We start from the raw sequence: 14,404 nt of genomic DNA on the forward strand, positions 1-14,404 counted from the left end.
GAGCGGTGCCGTGCACATTCCGGGCGACCACCAGGTGCGCCCGCGGCTCATCGCGGCGGCACTGCAGGAAGCGTGCCGCAATGCCGGGGTGACGTTCGAGGCGGAGGCGCTGAAAGATGTCAACGATGTCGCAGCTGATCAGGTGCTGCTGGCCAACGGTTTGGGGGCGCGCGAAACAACGGGCTGGTTCGAGGGCACGAACCCGTTGAAGCTGCGCCCGGTGTACGGCGACATGGTGGAGCTGCGCGTCCCGGCACACCAACGGCCACTGGTTGAGCGGGTCATCCGCGGGTTCGTGGAGGACCGACCGATCTATCTCATCCCCCGCGAAGACGGCACGCTGACCATCGGCGCCACCACCCGCGAGGATGATCGCCCTGAGCCGCAGGCAGGCGGCGTTCTGCAACTGCTGCGGGACGCCAGTGAGATCGTGCCGGGTATAGAGGAATGCGACATCATCGAAATCCACACCGGCGCCCGGCCTGGTTCCCCGGATGATCTGCCCTACCTCGGCCGGGTCAATGACCGGGTGGTTGTATCCACCGGCTACTTCCGCCACGGGATCCTGTTGGCGGGGGTGGGGGCTAGGTGTGGGGCGGAGATCGTCGAGAAGCTCAAGCCCTCCGTAGACTTGGAGGCCTGTAACCCGCTGAGGCACAAGGAGAACAATGAAGCTGACAGTGAATAATGAAGCGGTCACCACGAAAGCGACCACCGTGAAGGGCCTGCTGGAGGAGGTTCTGGGCGACGTTCCTGCTGGCACTGCCGTCGCCGTCGATGGGAATGTTGTACCGAAGTCGCAGTGGGACACGCATGGACTGGACGAAGGCGCCCGCGTGGATATTCTCACCGCTGTTCAGGGAGGCTAAACGTGCTGGACATTGCCGGCAAGCAGTTCAATTCCCACCTAATCATGGGCACGGGCGGGGCAAGCTCGCAGGACATGCTCGAGCGCGCGCTCGTCGCGTCGGGCACGGAGTTGACTACGGTGGCCATGCGGAAATTCGCCGCTCCCGCAGGCGAGTCTGTTTTTGATCTGCTCTCCCGCCTCGGTATCGCGCCACTGCCAAACACCGCGGGGTGTCGCACCGCGCGAGATGCGGTGATCACGGCGAAGCTTGCGCGTGAGGCGCTGGGCACGGACTGGGTGAAACTAGAAGTCATCGCCGATGATCGCACGCTCCTGCCCGATGTTGTGGAGACCGTCGATGCGTGCGAGATGCTTGTTAGTGAAGGCTTCACCGTGCTCGCCTACACCTCCGATGACCCTGTCGCGGCGAAACGACTGGAAGACCTCGGTGCGGCTGCAGTCATGCCGCTGGGCGCACCGATTGGGACTGGCCTGGGCATTTTGAACCCGCACAACATCGAGCTGATTTGTTCGCGGGCGGAGGTGCCCATCCTCATTGATGCTGGTGTGGGCACTGCCTCCGATGCGGCGCTGGCGATGGAGCTTGGCTGCGACGGCGTTCTGCTGGCCAGCGCCGTCAACCGCTGTCAGGACCCGGTGTCCATGGCAAAGGCAATGCGCCTGGCCGTGGAGGCAGGGCTGCTTGCGCGTGGGGCGGGGCGGATTCCGAAGAGGGAGCACGCGGTGGCATCCTCAAGCTTTGATGGCCTAGTCAGCTGGGCAGACCAGGTTTTGTAACCGAAAACTCCGTAGAATGTAACTAACGGGGTCACACGGACCCCCGCGCTACACCAAGGAGTTCCACCATGAAACGCACAACAACGGTTCTTGGCACCGCGGTCCTTGCCGCCGGACTTGCCACCGCCGCGTTCGCTCCGAATGCGGCAGCTAATCCGAACTACGTATCCAACGCCAACAACACCGTCCGCTGTTACATGACGGAAGGTGAAACACTCTGCGTCAGCGACATCGGCCGTGACGCACAACCGGAGTGCAACCCGCCGGGCCACCTCATCCCGGCCGTGTCGATCCAGCGTAACTGGGTGGGCACCAAGTGCTGGAACCAGGGTTTTGATGGCCAGCCGATGCGCCTCAACCCGCTGCAGATTCACGTCAACGGCAGCCGGGTTGTCATCCCGGGCCTCGCAGGCGAACTGTATGTCCTTGACGTGGCAAAGCCGGCGCTGGTTCGCGCCGGCTCCCACAATGCAGTGCTGTTCGCCCTCTAATTAGTCCTGCTTGGACTCAGGCGTCTCACCGTCCACCACGAGTGCTTCGGTGAGGCGCCACGTCTCGTTCTCGTAGTCGTACTCGAGCTCGGGGCGGTCAATCTGGTTGCCTTCTTCGTCATAGCCAGGGGCCGGCTTGGCTTCGGCTTCCTCATATTTCTCAGCCGTGTCGGTCTTCTCCCACTTACGGGAACGGAAGCGACGGTCGGCGGACGCATCGTCGCTCATAGCCTTGATCAGCGCGTACATCATGATGAAGTACACGAAGAAGAATGGCAGGGCGATGATGATCACTACTTCTTGCAGCGCCTGGATGCCGGAGTCGTTGATGAACAGCAGCGCCGCCGTGACCACACCGACGGAACACGCCCAGGCAACGCGGTAATACCCCGGGGTCTTTTCCTCTTCGCCGGTGGCAAACATGTCCATGACCATGGCGGCGGAGTCGATGGATGTGACGAAGTAGAACACGATCACGGCCAGAGCGACCGTGCCTGTGACCGTGTACAGCGGGTACTGCGCCAGCAAGGTGAACAGTGCCTGTGGTGTATCGCCGTCTTGCACAACGGGGCCGGTGAGCACACCCGGGTTCTCCTTTTCCACCTCAAGGGCAGCGCGACCGAAGGTGGCAAACCAGATGATGTCAAACATGGTGGGCAGCATGATCGTGCCGGCGATGAATTCGCGGACGCTGCGGCCACGGGAAATGCGGGCGAAGAACATGCCCACGTACGGCGACCAACAGATAGTCCATGCCCAGTAGAACGCGGTCCAGGTGGCGTGCCAGCCCGGGTTCTCACCGTTTGAATCCACCCAGAACATCAGCTCCGGCAGCGAGTTGGCGTAGATGCCAAAGGATTCCGTGATGTGCCCAATGATCTTCAGTGTTGGGCCCGCGATGAAAAGAAACACCAGCAAAGCGATCGAGCCAATGATGTTCAGGTTGGACAGCAGCTTCACGCCCTTATCCAGCCCGGTGGCCACGGAGATGGAGGCAGCCAGGGTGATGGCAATGATGATTACCAGCTGCACCCACGTCACCAGCGGGACGTCGAACATGATGTTCAGGCCAGCACTAATCTGCAGCACGCCAAGACCAACGGAGACGGCGAGGCCGAAGACGGTACCGATGATGCCGACGGCGTCGAGAAGCTTGCCTGGCCACTCGTACACTTTGGAGCCGAGCAGCGGAGAGAACATCGAGGAGTAGCGCGCGGGCATCTTACGCTTGTAAATGAAGTAGCCCATAGCCAGGCCAGGCAGGGTAAAGATCACCCACATGTGAATACCGAAGTGGTAGTAGGTGAACTCAAACGCTTGGCGGATGGCGCCGGGGCTCATGGATTCAAAGTCGCCGCGCGGCGGGTTAAAGGAGTGGTGCAGCGGTTCAGCCGCACCCCAGAACATCAGGGTTGCGCCCATGCCGGCGGCAAACAGCATGGAGAACCAGACGGGGAGGGAATACTCCGGGTCATCGTCATCATCGCCGAGTTTGAAGTTGCCGTATTTAGATACGAAAACAACAATGAGGAAGACGAACACCGTGGACACACCGCCGATGTACAGCCACGCGAAGTTGTCCATCATCCAGCCGGAGACCTGCGAGTATGTCGCACGAGCACGCTCGCCGAAGATGATGGTGGCAGCCACGAAGATGGTGATGAACCCCGCGGCGACGCCGAAGATCAGAGGGTCTGATTGAAATCTAGGTTTCCTAGGCATGCCGATCAAGCTTATGTTAAAAGCGTGACTATCGCCCATCAGATTCCTGAAAAAGAGTTTCAACGCACCGCACGCCAGATGAATTTGCCGGGTTTCGGCGCCGCGCAACAAGCAGCGCTCCATGCCGCACATGTGCTGGTCATCGGGGCGGGCGGCCTCGGCTGCCCCATCATGCAAACGCTCGCCGCGACGGGCGTGGGAAAAATTTCGCTTATCGACGATGACACCGTCGACCTCACCAACATCCACCGCCAAATCCTCTTCGGGGCGGAAGACGTCGGCCGGAAGAAGACGGAAGTGGCAGCCGAGCGCCTGAAGGCGTTGCAGCCCGACATCGAGGTCACCATCATCGACGGCCGCATGACCACCGATAACTCCGTGGAACTCCTCGACGGCATCGATGTGCTTATCGACGGCTCCGATACCTTCTCCACCAAATTCCTCGCCGCCGACGCCGCGGAGATCACCGGCACTCCCCTGGTGTGGGGTTCCGTGCTGCGCTACCGCGGTGACGTGGCTCTGTGGTGGTCCGGTCCAGGCGCCCCCGAAGACGGCGTGGGTCTGCGCGACCTTTACCCCGACCAACCCGATGCGGACTCTGTCCCCGACTGCGCCACGGCCGGCGTGCTGGGCGTGACCACCTCCGTTGTGGGAGGGCTCATGGCTACGGAGGTGGTGAAGTTCCTCACCGGCATCGGGCAGTCCGAGGTGGGCAAGTTGATGATGTATGACGCGCTGGGGGCGCACATAAGCGAGTTCAGGGTGACGCGTGACCCGGAACGCGCACTGACAACCTCCCTGCGTGCGAGCTATGGCGAAGTCTGCGCCATGCCCGACGGTGCGCCTGACCTGCTCGCGCAACTGGAGGCCGGCGAGGTGATCCCGCTGGACGTGCGCGAACCGCATGAGAAAGCCATCGCAGACTTGCCCGTGCCCGGTCGGCTACTGCCCACCTCAGACCTGGAGATCCAACCGCGCCTAGCCGCTGATTTCCTCGACAGCGTCGATAACGGCTCCCGCGTGCTTGTCTACTGCGCCTCTGGGATTCGCTCACAGTGGTTCGTGGACACCTTCGAGCCATTGGCGAAAGCGCGTGGCATCGAACTAGTGAACTTTCCCGGCGGAGTCAACGGGATTTAAGGCTGCTACCGTGGGAGCATGACTAACACCAAACTCCCCCTGTCCACTATTGATCCGGATGGCCTGCTGGAATACTCCGCAGTGTTCAGCGACCGCTCCCTGAACCACATGTCCGCCCGCTTCATCGGTGTCATGCAGGAACTCCAAGCCATTCTGCGCGAGACCTACAACGCCTCCTCTATGGCCGTTGTCCCCGGTGGTGGCACTTTTGCCATGGAGGCCGTGGCCCGCCAGTTCGTCCGCGACAAGAAGGCGCTGGTCATCCGCACCGGTAACTTCTCCTACCGCTGGACCCAGATCTTTGAAACCGGCCACCTCACCGACTCCGCCAGCGTGCTCAACGCGGAGCCGACCGGCGATGCCGAGCGCCCCTCTTACGTCCCGCCGGCGGCTGAGATCGCCACCGCACGCATCCGTGAGGAGCGCCCCGCCGTTGTCATCGCCGCGCACGTGGAAACCGCAGCCGGCCTGGAGCTGCCCAAGGAGTACATCGCTGAACTGGCCAAGGCTACCCACGACGCTGGTGGTCTGTTCGTCCTCGACTGTGTCGCCGCCGGCACCAAGTGGGTGGACATGAAGGAATGCGGCGTGGACATCCTCATCACCGCCCCGCAGAAGGGCTGGTCCGGCTCCCCGTCCACCGGGTACATCATGTTCTCCGAGGCCGCCCGCGCGGAGCTGGACAACACCACCTCCGACAGCTTTGCCATGGACCTGAAGAAGTGGACCACACTGTCCGAGGGCTACGTCGACGGCTCCGCCACCTACCACGCCACCCTGCCCACCGACACCATCCAGCACAACCTGGCCCTGATGAAGGAAGCCAAGGAAGTCGGCCTGGACACGCTCACCGAACGTCAGGTGGAGCTGGGCACCAAGATCCGCCAGGTGTTGGCTGACCGCGGTTTCGTCTCCGTTGCCGCACCGGGCTATGAGGCCTCCTCCATCGTGGTCATGCACGCCACCACCCCGGAGCAGGCCAGTGGCGCCGCCTTCAAGCAGGCCGGCATCCAGATCGCTTCCGGCGTGCCCCTGCACGTTGGCGAGCCGGAGAACTTCTCCACCTTCCGCATCGGCCTCTTCGGCCTGGACAAGTGGGCCGATGTCGACGCGGCTGTTGCCCGCTTCACGGAGGCGCTGGACAAGGTCGCGCGCTAACCAAACGTCAACGAATACAACTTCACGCCTGCCGATGGCCGGATGCGCAGCACCCCATCGGTGGGCGTGTCGCCTTTCACCAGGTCCAAGGTGCCGTCGCTGACATCGAAGGTCTTGGCGGAACCGTCTGGGTACTCCACGTCGACTTTGCCCGTGCCGGACACCACCAACTGCACCCACGCGGCATGCACGTTGATATCCATGTAGCCGCCATCGGCCTCCACGGACTCCTGCCCCAGCGTCCACTTCCCGGACAGCGCGAACATGTAGCGCCCCGGCGTGGGCTGCTCGCCGAAGTCACGCGGGCCGTCAATGTAGTCCCGCTGCGCCGTGTACTGCGCACGCGCGGTGCCGAGGTAGGTCTCCGGGTTACGGTCCTTCGTGCCAGCCCCACTAGCTTGTTTTTCGACGACCCCCGGCAACTCCACCCCCGGATCCGTCTCCCGCAGCAGCTGGCGGATGAGCTGCTCCGTCTCGGCATAGGAGCCCTCGCCTTCCACGATCTGGCGGACGTTGCCGTCCTTGTCGATGAGGTAGCGCGCCGGCCAATAGCGGTTGTTGAAGTTCTTCCAGGTGGCAAAGGAATTGTCCTGTGCCACGGGGTAGTGGATGCCTTCTTTCTCCACGGCGGCCTTCACGTTATCCAGGTCGTGTTCGAAGCCGTACTCCGGGGAGTGGACACCGACGACGGTGAGGCCGGCGTCCCGGTAGGCGTCGTAAAGCTTGGTGATGTGCTCCCCTGCCCGCTGGCAGTTAATGCAGGCATAGGCCCAGAAGTCCACGAGCATCACGCCGCCGTTCTGCGGGCTTGGTGGCTGATCGGTGTTGATCCAGTTCTCCAGGCCGGCAAACTCAGGCGCCGGGCCGCAGTCGTGGAGGGTGGAGGGGTCGGAACGTCGACAAGCATTCAGCTCACCTGTACCCAACGCATTGGCGGCGAAGTCTGAGTTCTCGAAACGCTGCGACAGGCCCGCCGTCCAGTTCGGCAGCGCGCGCTGAATCGCGGCCGGCGCATTGAGAGCGAGCGCAAGCGTGAACACCAGCACGATCCCGCCGATCGTGCGGCGGTGGCGCTGCACCACATCGACCTTCTCCCCGATCTTGTTGCCCGCGAGCGCGAAGATGAACAGCGGCAGCGCGGAACCCAATGCGAAAGCCACGGTGAGCAGCACCGTATTCCAGCCGATCTCACCCGTACTGCCCGCGACCGTCACCGCGGCAAGCACCGGCCCAGCACACGGCACGTACACCGCGCCAAGCGCCAACCCGATAACAAAACCGCCCTTGTCCTTGGCATTCTGCTGAAGCTGGTACGGGCGCGGAATGGCGTCAAAGGGCTTCTGCACGATCGCCCCGATCTTCGGGAAAATCATGCTCAAACCGACCAGGCACAGCAGGACAATGCCCGTCCAGCGCAACACCGAAGGCGGCAAATGCAGCGCGCTGAGTAGCAGCGAACCCAGCAACGCGATCACCGCAAAACTAATGGTCAGCCCCGCCACAACATGCGACGGCTTGCGGCCCACACTCACACCGAGCACCACCGGCAACACCGGCAAGATGCATGGTGAGAGCGCTGTGATCCCCCCTCCGATAAATCCGACGAGAACAACACTGAACATCTCAAACGTCCTTACTTCATCGCGTTTTCCTAACACCCAGAACTACGGAGCCACCCACTTTTTCGGATTGGTCCAATCCGTCTCCGCGGGGTGCTCCGTAGTACTTCATGACGGGCCAGAAAACTGCGCCCGCAACACCAACCCAATGAAGGAGACACCATGTCTATCAAGCGCACCATCGCCACTGCCACCGCCATCGCCATCGCCGCCGTCAGCCTCGTTGCCTGCAACGACTCCGCAGACAAGATGGACAAGATGGACGGCTCCATGACCCCGAGCTCCAGCGCCATGATGATGGAAGAATCCAAGTAATCCATGACCCGGGTGTTAGATTTGGAATCTGTGGATCTGGACAGTTTGTTAGACGGCGTGCGCGCGGGCGATAAGGCCGCGTTCAGTGCGCTGTATGACGCCGTTGCGCCACAGGTTCTTGGTCTAGCCACTCACATTCTGCGCGATCAGGCCCAGGCCGAAGAAGTCGCCCAAGAGGTGCTCGTGGAGGTGTGGCAGAAAGCCCACACCTTCGATCCGGCTCGGGGCAGCGCAAAGTCGTGGGTGCTCCGCCTGGCTAAGTCGCGGTCTATTGACAGGCTGCGGAGTTGGCGCAGTGCGCAGGCCCGCGATACGGAAGATTTCAACAGGCAGCTCACCACGTGGGTCGCTCCCGCTGAGGAGGAGGCCGCGCAGCGGTTAGAATCGCAAGAGCTGCAAGAACTCATTGATTCGATTGGGGAACCTCACCGCAGTGCGCTTATGTTGGCGTACTTCGGCGAGTACACCCACCAGGAAATCGCCGATGCGACGGGTGTTGCGCTGGGCACCGCGAAGACGCGCGTGCGCGACGGGCTGCAGAAGTTGCGCAAGGCAGTGACAGTGAAAGGAGGCTGTGATGGATAAAGATGTTGAGGACCTGTTCAATTCCGCGGCCTCACCAGTCACGCCGCCGCCGGAGCTCAAAGACGCGATCATGCAGCGTATCGACGCTACCGAGCAGCCTACCGACCTCTCCACCGCCCGGAACAATCGCCTGAGCCGACGCCTGGTGGCTGCTGCTGCCGCAGTTGTCCTGTTTGCGGCGGGTGGCGTGGTGGTGACCCAGTACAACGGCAATGAAACCACGGAATCGGTGACCGCTCAGGGCATCGAGGAAATGCAGGCCATCATGGGTGCCGAGGATGCTCGTCAGGGCCAGACCGACGCCATGGGTGCGACGCTGGACATCGTGCTCAGCTCCGACATGGGCAAGGGCGGCGCCATGGTCAATGGCCAGCCCGCGCTTGCGGACGGCATGGGGGCCCAAGTCTGGGCCGTCATGGACGACGGCGCGATGGAATCCGCCGGGGTCATTGGCCAGGAACCCCACGACGACGTCTGGATGCCTCTGCCCGGTGGCACCGCCTCCGTGCTCGTGACCGAGGAAGTCGCCGCCGGCGCCGAGCAACCCTCCGGCACAGTGCTGGCCAAGGTGCAGCTCTAGCCCCTCTTATCACAAAACCAGCTATTCAGATCCAGCTTTTCGCCGCTTTTTGGCCTATTAGCTGGACCTAGATAGCTGGGTTTAGCCGGCGGTCAGTGCAGGGCGGTCAGTGCAGGGCGGTCAGTGCAGGGCGGTCAGTGCAGGGCAGGCAGCACGTACTCGATCAGTTCATCGAGTTGCTCCTCCGCAGAGCGTTTCGACGCCCTGAAGTTCACCATCACATGATTGATGCCCACCTCGCGCTGCGTGTGCAACAACTGAATGAGGGCGTTACGGCCAAGGCGGTAGCCGAAGGTGCCGCCGGAAGCGGGGGCGTCGGGGTCCTCGTGCAGGTCCAACCAGAGTGACTCGGCGAAGGGTTTGAACTGGTCCGAGCCCACGGCGGCCTGCCAATTGCGCACGTTCTGGCGCTGGATCTCCAGGCCCTTGTGGTACATCAGCCAGCCGTGGGTGTGCTCCGCACGCCACTCCAGGGTCTGCTGGCAGAAGCCGGTGGCCAACAGAGGGACTTCGCGGGCGATTGGTTTGGGCACGACGTCAGCGCCGCCCATTTTGCCGCCGGACCAGCGGACGGGGGTGGCGGTGGTGAGGGTGGCACGCCGATAAGCAGCGATTCTTTCGCGGAACTCGACGTCGCGGTTACCTTTATCCTGGCCGAACGCGGGGAACTCCTCCGGGCGATCGCCGGTAGCCACACCCATGAGGAAGCGTCCACCGGAAAGCCGATCAATAGTGGCGGCACGCTTGGCCAGCAGCAACGGGTGCTGGAAAGGCACGACGATGGCTGCAGTTCCCAAGGCGATGTCGGTGGTCTGCGCGGCGATGTAACTCAAGTACATCCAGGGGTCGTAGACTTGGCCGACATCGCCAAACGTTTCGACACGCAGGGGGATATCGCGCACCCAAATGGCGGCCACTCCCTCAGCCTCCGCTTTGCGGATCAGGCGCAGCTGGTTGTCCAGGCTGTCCTGAGGGTTGGCCTCCGCATCCTCCTCAATGGGCAAGGTCAGCCCAACGGTGAGCTCGCCTTGCTGGAAGGTGCGCTTGAAGCCGGGGAGCTCGGTATGCGGAATGTCGGATGGTTCAAACAGTGGATTCATAGCACCACCCAGCCTACGAGGGCAGCACCGATCACCACCGCCCACGGCGGGACCTTCCATGAGGTGAGCGCGGCATAGCAGGCTACGGCAATGGAAAGCGTAACCACACCAGTGATGCCAGCGGTGAAGACCGGGGTGTACAGCGCGGCACCAAGAATGCCCACCACCGCCGCATTCGCACCGGCAAGAGCGGCACCCGCGCGTGGCATCTGACGGAGGCGTTCCCAAAACGGCATCGCACCAAGAACGAGCAAGGCCGCGGGCAGGAAGATCGCAACGGTGGCGATCACGGCACCCGCCACCCAATTCACACCGTTAGCGCTGGCACCGAGATAAGAAGCGAAAGTGAACAGCGGACCCGGCATGGCTTGGGCAGCACCGTAGCCAGCGAGGAAGGTATCCTGCTCCACCAGCCCGGGCCCCACCGTGACGGTCTCCAGCAGCGGCAATACCACGTGTCCGCCGCCGAAGACGAGCGCTCCGGCGCGGTAGAAGGTGTCAAAGATACCCGCGCCGGTTGTACCGATGATTCGGGCAGCAACAGGCAGGGCGAACAGAAGGATGAAGAACAATGCGAGCCACACGATGCCGAGTGTGCGCGAGCCACTCCCCTGCGGCGCCTCTTCCGGTGTCTTCTCCGACCGCAGGAGGATCAGGCCCACCACAGGCCCAGCACGATGGCACCGACCTGGATGAGCGGATGCGGGACCAGCAGCACGACAGCGAGCGCCGCCACCGCGATCAGCGCGTGGATCTTCCCCGTAACCAGGCTCTTAGTCATCCCGTACACCGCCTGCGCCACCACAGCGACAGCTGCGGCCTTCAATCCGAGCAGCCAGCCTGACTCACTAATATCGCCCAGCTGCGCTACACCCAGCGCAAAGGCCACCATGAGCAGGACCGAAGGCAGCGTGAAGCCCACCCACGCCAGGAGCATACCCAGATACCCGGCGCGTTTCAGGCCAATCGCCATACCTACCTGGCTCGATGCCGGCCCGGGCAGGAACTGGCACAGGGCAACCAGGTCCGCATAGTCCTTGTCGGTGAACCACTTTCGCTTATCGACGAACTCGTCCCTGAAATACCCCAAGTGCGCCGTCGGCCCGCCGAAGGAGGTGCAGCCGAGCCTCAGGAAAGTTCTGAAAACCTCCCACGGAGATTGTTTATTCAGATCAGTCTGGGAAGTGGACATGACCTCAATGTTTACCAGAGCAAACATCGCGCGTCGCGCTAGTCTTTCAAACCATGGACGGGACCGCGACACGGAGCTACTACGCACAATCGCTTATCGACGATTGCCCCTGCCCCTACTGCCCCTTCTTCCGCGGGAGGGTCGCAGCCGCGCACCCTGAACTCGCGGAGCAGCTCAGTGCACTGGGTATCGACATCTCGCAACCCTTCGACCTGCCTCTCCCCCACGAGGAAGACGGCGTGAGCCACTACGACTACGCCACCTACATCGTCATGGGCACCTGGACCACCGCCGATGCTGCTGCGGTGACTGCCTGCGAGCTGGAGACGACTGACTCGCACCCGCGCACGGGCATCGACGCTGAGCACTCAGTGATTCTGGTGGGCCCGTTCGCGATTCCCGGCACCGTCGACTGATAGCCAATTGCTTAACGACGCGTCGACCTGGTCCTGTCCGGCCACGACCACATCTACACCCGCACCTACCTGATGGATGAGAACAAGCCGGTCGACTTCGGTAATCCGGTCCCGAACGGCGGCACCGTGGAGAAGAAGGGCCAGGTCCAGTACGTCACCGCCAACTCCGCCTCCGTCGAGGTAACCTCGGAGGGCCTGAAGATCTCCACTTTCGACATCGACGAAGGTGAGCTGGATTCCTTCACCCTCAAGCGCGCCGCTGAGGAGAACGGGTCGTCCGCATCCTCTCAGAAGCAGGATGAGCAGGGCTCCTCTTCCAAGGCTGGAACCATCTTCGGCATCCTCGCCGGCATCCTCGCGCTGATCGGCGGTGGCTTCCTCTTCGCATCGCAGACTGGCGTGCTGCCGAAGGAGATCAAGGATCTGCTCCCGTTCTAAACGTCTGAACACCCAAGCATCTGAGACCCAAACTGGATTAAACGAGGTGACAGGCCTAGCGTTACTGCTATGACGTTGCCAAAGTACGGTCCCGCTTGGGCCGGCGCTTTAATGGGAACCTCGATTGCGTCGAGTTTGACTGGGTTGCATGGATTACATGTAGCCCAGCTCATTTTTGCGCTGATCGCGGCAGGGCTTTTGGTCACATTCACCGTTGGTGTGCGCAATGAGCCACCCCGTCACCAGAACATGGCGGCGTGGGGCATGTATTCGATGGGCCTGCTCGCGTGCGGCTCGGCATGGACGGCCCTCACCGGCAATGACGCGTTTCAGCTGGTCAGCTGGTGGATCGGCGCGCCACTGACCATCGTCGTGTGCTTGTGGCAACTCTGGGGTTTGTGGAAGCAGTCCGCGCACTATACCGAACCCGCGTTCCCGTGGGGCTTGGCGCTCGTGTCCCCGATGGTGGCTGCGACATCCGCCGGCCAGCTCGCCGCCCATCACGGCGAGTTTTACCACTACGCGGGTGAGCTGTGCTTCTTCCTCACGTTCTTCACCGCGATCCCACTGTTCCTCTACTGCTACTGGTCCCGCACGCGCCCGCGTGGCGCCGCCGCGGGTACAGCGTGGATTCCTCTCGGTGTTGTCGGTCAGTCGACGGCAGCATCGACTTTGCTTTTCGACGCCCACCTGTACGGCCTCATCATGTTCACCCTCGGCGTGCCGTGCGTTCTCTACGCCATGTACTGCTTCTACGAGGCTGTCCTCCACTGGGCGCCCTACGGCCCTGGTTGGTGGGGTTCCACCTTCCCCGTGGGCACCATGTGCCTGGGCGCTTGGGACGAAGGATGGCACGCACTCTCCTTGGTGCTCCTCGTGCTCTTGCTCCTCCACTGGGGTGTCTGCGCGGTGCGCTTTGGCTCCTGGGAACTAAGCCGGACGTAGCACCAAGTCTGTATAGTTGACGTGTCACAAACTTTTCGCACGGATAGGGAGGACACGATGACTGCGGACACGCAGAAGGATTGGGCCGGCGATGCCCAGAATGCTTCAACGGATGGCGAGTTCAAGCGGGATACGAACTACATCGGGGACCGCATTGTTGCGTCGACAAGCGGCGAAGGCTCGCTCTGGCCCGTGCAACCGCACCGCTACCGCCTCATCGCAGCACGTGCCTGCCCGTGGGCGCACCGCGCTGTCATCGTTCGGCGCTTGATGGGCCTGGAAGATGTGATCTCCTTGGGCCTGGCAGGCCCGACCCATGACAAGCGCTCCTGGACTTTCGACTTGGATCCGGGCGGCGTCGACCCCGTACTGCAGATCCCCCGCCTGCAGGATGCGTACTTCGCACGCTTCCCCGACTACCCGCGCGGCATCACCGTGCCGGCAATCGTGGAAGAAGCAAGCGGCAAGGTAGTGACGAACGATTACAACTCCATCGTCCGCGACTTCCACACCGAGTGGACCGCCTACCAGCGCCCCGGCGCGCCGAATCTGCTACCACCGGAAGAGCAGCGCGAAGAGGCGGAGGACATCAACGACTTCCTCTTCCGCAAGTTCAACAACGGCGTGTACCGCGCCGGGTTCTCCGCGTCCCAGGACGCCTACGAAGCAGCTTATGCCGACGCCTTCGAGGTCCTCGACTGGCTCGAAGATCGCCTAGCCAACCACCGCTTCATCATGGGTGAACACATCACGGAGACCGATATCCGCGCCTACACCACCCTCATCCGCTTCGACGCCGTCTACCACGGCCATTTCAAGACCAACCGCAACAAGATCACCGAAATGCCCAACGTTTACGGCTACCTCCGTGAGCTGTTCCAAACCCCCGGCTTCGGCGACACCACCGACTTCACGGAGATCAAACAGCACTACTATATCGTCCACCGTGAAGTGAACCCCACCCAGATCGTCCCCGCCGGCCCCGACCTTTCCGGCCTCGCCCAACCCCACGGCCGCGACCACCTACCGGGCTCCCCCTTCGCCGCGGGCACCAC

At 62.5% G+C, this 14,404-nt stretch carries 16 protein-coding genes and 1 pseudogene; 13 read left to right on the top strand and 4 right to left on the bottom strand.

Annotated features, from left to right (window positions below; genetic code table 11):
• The 4 genes from F4V54_RS08200 to F4V54_RS08215 all read left to right on the top strand — a co-directional run.
• A partial coding sequence (locus tag F4V54_RS08200; protein ID WP_150386819.1) for an FAD-dependent oxidoreductase occupies positions 1 to 688 on the top strand: 688 nt, incomplete at its 5' end.
• On the top strand, positions 669 to 869 hold the full coding sequence (gene thiS, locus F4V54_RS08205) for a sulfur carrier protein ThiS (protein ID WP_034665445.1): 201 nt from the start codon (positions 669 to 671) through the stop codon (positions 867 to 869). The genes F4V54_RS08200 and thiS, both read left to right, overlap by 20 nt.
• Before the next feature lie 2 nt (positions 870 to 871).
• Positions 872 to 1,648 (top strand): thiazole synthase, encoded by a 777-nt coding sequence (locus tag F4V54_RS08210; protein WP_150386820.1) that lies wholly within the window; start codon positions 872 to 874, stop codon positions 1,646 to 1,648.
• Positions 1,649 to 1,716: 68 nt separating this feature from the next.
• On the top strand, positions 1,717 to 2,139 hold the full coding sequence (locus F4V54_RS08215) for a hypothetical protein (RefSeq protein WP_150386821.1): 423 nt from the start codon (positions 1,717 to 1,719) through the stop codon (positions 2,137 to 2,139).
• Here F4V54_RS08215 and F4V54_RS08220 read toward each other — a convergent pair whose 3' ends face one another.
• The gene (locus F4V54_RS08220; protein ID WP_150386822.1) at positions 2,140 to 3,861 is read right to left on the bottom strand and encodes a BCCT family transporter; all 1,722 of its coding nucleotides are present in this window, start codon (positions 3,859 to 3,861) and stop codon (positions 2,140 to 2,142) included.
• 24 nt (positions 3,862 to 3,885) lie between these two features.
• Between F4V54_RS08220 and F4V54_RS08225 the strand changes: the two genes are divergently transcribed.
• The gene (locus tag F4V54_RS08225; protein WP_282958587.1) at positions 3,886 to 5,001 is read left to right on the top strand and encodes a ThiF family adenylyltransferase; all 1,116 of its coding nucleotides are present in this window, start codon (positions 3,886 to 3,888) and stop codon (positions 4,999 to 5,001) included.
• Between the two features lie 18 nt (positions 5,002 to 5,019).
• Positions 5,020 to 6,159, top strand: a complete 1,140-nt coding sequence (locus F4V54_RS08230; protein ID WP_150386823.1) for an aminotransferase class V-fold PLP-dependent enzyme — start codon at positions 5,020 to 5,022, stop codon at positions 6,157 to 6,159.
• Here the strand turns inward: F4V54_RS08230 and F4V54_RS08235 are convergent.
• On the bottom strand, positions 6,156 to 7,781 hold the full coding sequence (locus F4V54_RS08235; protein ID WP_150386824.1) for a cytochrome c biogenesis protein CcdA: 1,626 nt from the start codon (positions 7,779 to 7,781) through the stop codon (positions 6,156 to 6,158). The genes F4V54_RS08230 and F4V54_RS08235 overlap by 4 nt on opposite strands.
• 159 nt (positions 7,782 to 7,940) lie before the next feature.
• Between F4V54_RS08235 and F4V54_RS11500 the strand changes: the two genes are divergently transcribed.
• The 3 genes from F4V54_RS11500 to F4V54_RS08245 are packed head-to-tail and all read left to right on the top strand — an operon-like array spanning position 7,941 to position 9,258.
• Complete coding sequence (locus F4V54_RS11500; protein WP_170253133.1) at positions 7,941 to 8,093, top strand: hypothetical protein; 153 nt, start codon at positions 7,941 to 7,943, stop codon at positions 8,091 to 8,093.
• A 30-nt stretch (positions 8,094 to 8,123) separates the two neighbouring features.
• Positions 8,124 to 8,678, top strand: coding sequence for a sigma-70 family RNA polymerase sigma factor (locus F4V54_RS08240; RefSeq protein WP_150386825.1), 555 nt, complete (start codon positions 8,124 to 8,126; stop codon positions 8,676 to 8,678).
• Positions 8,671 to 9,258 carry an anti-sigma factor gene (locus tag F4V54_RS08245; RefSeq protein WP_150386826.1) on the top strand — a complete coding sequence of 196 codons (588 nt, stop codon included), beginning with the start codon at positions 8,671 to 8,673 and terminating at the stop codon, positions 9,256 to 9,258. The genes F4V54_RS08240 and F4V54_RS08245 overlap by 8 nt, the downstream gene beginning before the upstream one ends.
• 134 nt (positions 9,259 to 9,392) lie before the next feature.
• On the opposite strand, the gene F4V54_RS08250 is transcribed toward F4V54_RS08245, so the two are convergent.
• Positions 9,393 to 10,358, bottom strand: a complete 966-nt coding sequence (locus F4V54_RS08250; protein WP_150386827.1) for an LLM class oxidoreductase — start codon at positions 10,356 to 10,358, stop codon at positions 9,393 to 9,395.
• Positions 10,355 to 11,550: pseudogene (gene chrA / locus F4V54_RS08255) on the bottom strand (chromate efflux transporter). The gene F4V54_RS08250 and the pseudogene chrA overlap by 4 nt, the downstream one beginning before the upstream one ends.
• A 53-nt stretch (positions 11,551 to 11,603) precedes the next feature.
• Between chrA and F4V54_RS08260 the strand changes: the two are divergent.
• The 4 genes from F4V54_RS08260 to F4V54_RS08275 form a co-directional block, all read left to right on the top strand.
• The gene (locus F4V54_RS08260) at positions 11,604 to 11,966 is read left to right on the top strand and encodes a hypothetical protein (RefSeq protein ID WP_150386828.1); all 363 of its coding nucleotides are present in this window, start codon (positions 11,604 to 11,606) and stop codon (positions 11,964 to 11,966) included.
• Positions 11,967 to 12,038: 72 nt separating this feature from the next.
• Positions 12,039 to 12,404, top strand: a complete 366-nt coding sequence (locus tag F4V54_RS08265) for a hypothetical protein (RefSeq protein WP_150386829.1) — start codon at positions 12,039 to 12,041, stop codon at positions 12,402 to 12,404.
• A gap of 69 nt (positions 12,405 to 12,473) precedes the next feature.
• The gene (locus F4V54_RS08270) at positions 12,474 to 13,349 is read left to right on the top strand and encodes an SLAC1 family transporter (protein WP_150386830.1); all 876 of its coding nucleotides are present in this window, start codon (positions 12,474 to 12,476) and stop codon (positions 13,347 to 13,349) included.
• Between the two features lie 57 nt (positions 13,350 to 13,406).
• Positions 13,407 to 14,404, top strand: a 998-nt coding sequence (locus tag F4V54_RS08275; protein ID WP_150386831.1) for a glutathione S-transferase C-terminal domain-containing protein, incomplete at its 3' end; no start/stop codon positions are given.

Source organism: Corynebacterium tuscaniense, from assembly GCF_008693065.1.
Lineage (GTDB): Bacteria > Actinomycetota > Actinomycetes > Mycobacteriales > Mycobacteriaceae > Corynebacterium > Corynebacterium tuscaniense.

Excerpts from the sequence above, each read along its gene's own strand:
- F4V54_RS08245 (WP_150386826.1), top strand. The coding sequence starts at position 8,671 with ATGGATAAAGATGTTGAGGACCTGTTCAATTCCGCGGCCTCACCAGTC.
- thiS (WP_034665445.1), top strand. The coding sequence starts at position 669 with ATGAAGCTGACAGTGAATAATGAAGCGGTCACCACGAAAGCGACCACC.
- F4V54_RS08235 (WP_150386824.1), bottom strand. The coding sequence starts at position 7,781 with ATGTTCAGTGTTGTTCTCGTCGGATTTATCGGAGGGGGGATCACAGCG.
- F4V54_RS08270 (WP_150386830.1), top strand. The coding sequence starts at position 12,474 with ATGACGTTGCCAAAGTACGGTCCCGCTTGGGCCGGCGCTTTAATGGGA.
- F4V54_RS08220 (WP_150386822.1), bottom strand. The coding sequence starts at position 3,861 with ATGCCTAGGAAACCTAGATTTCAATCAGACCCTCTGATCTTCGGCGTC.
- F4V54_RS08260 (WP_150386828.1), top strand. The coding sequence starts at position 11,604 with ATGGACGGGACCGCGACACGGAGCTACTACGCACAATCGCTTATCGAC.
- F4V54_RS08230 (WP_150386823.1), top strand. The coding sequence starts at position 5,020 with ATGACTAACACCAAACTCCCCCTGTCCACTATTGATCCGGATGGCCTG.
- F4V54_RS08250 (WP_150386827.1), bottom strand. The coding sequence starts at position 10,358 with ATGAATCCACTGTTTGAACCATCCGACATTCCGCATACCGAGCTCCCC.
- F4V54_RS08265 (WP_150386829.1), top strand. The coding sequence starts at position 12,039 with ATGGATGAGAACAAGCCGGTCGACTTCGGTAATCCGGTCCCGAACGGC.
- F4V54_RS11500 (WP_170253133.1), top strand. The coding sequence starts at position 7,941 with ATGTCTATCAAGCGCACCATCGCCACTGCCACCGCCATCGCCATCGCC.
- F4V54_RS08215 (WP_150386821.1), top strand. The coding sequence starts at position 1,717 with ATGAAACGCACAACAACGGTTCTTGGCACCGCGGTCCTTGCCGCCGGA.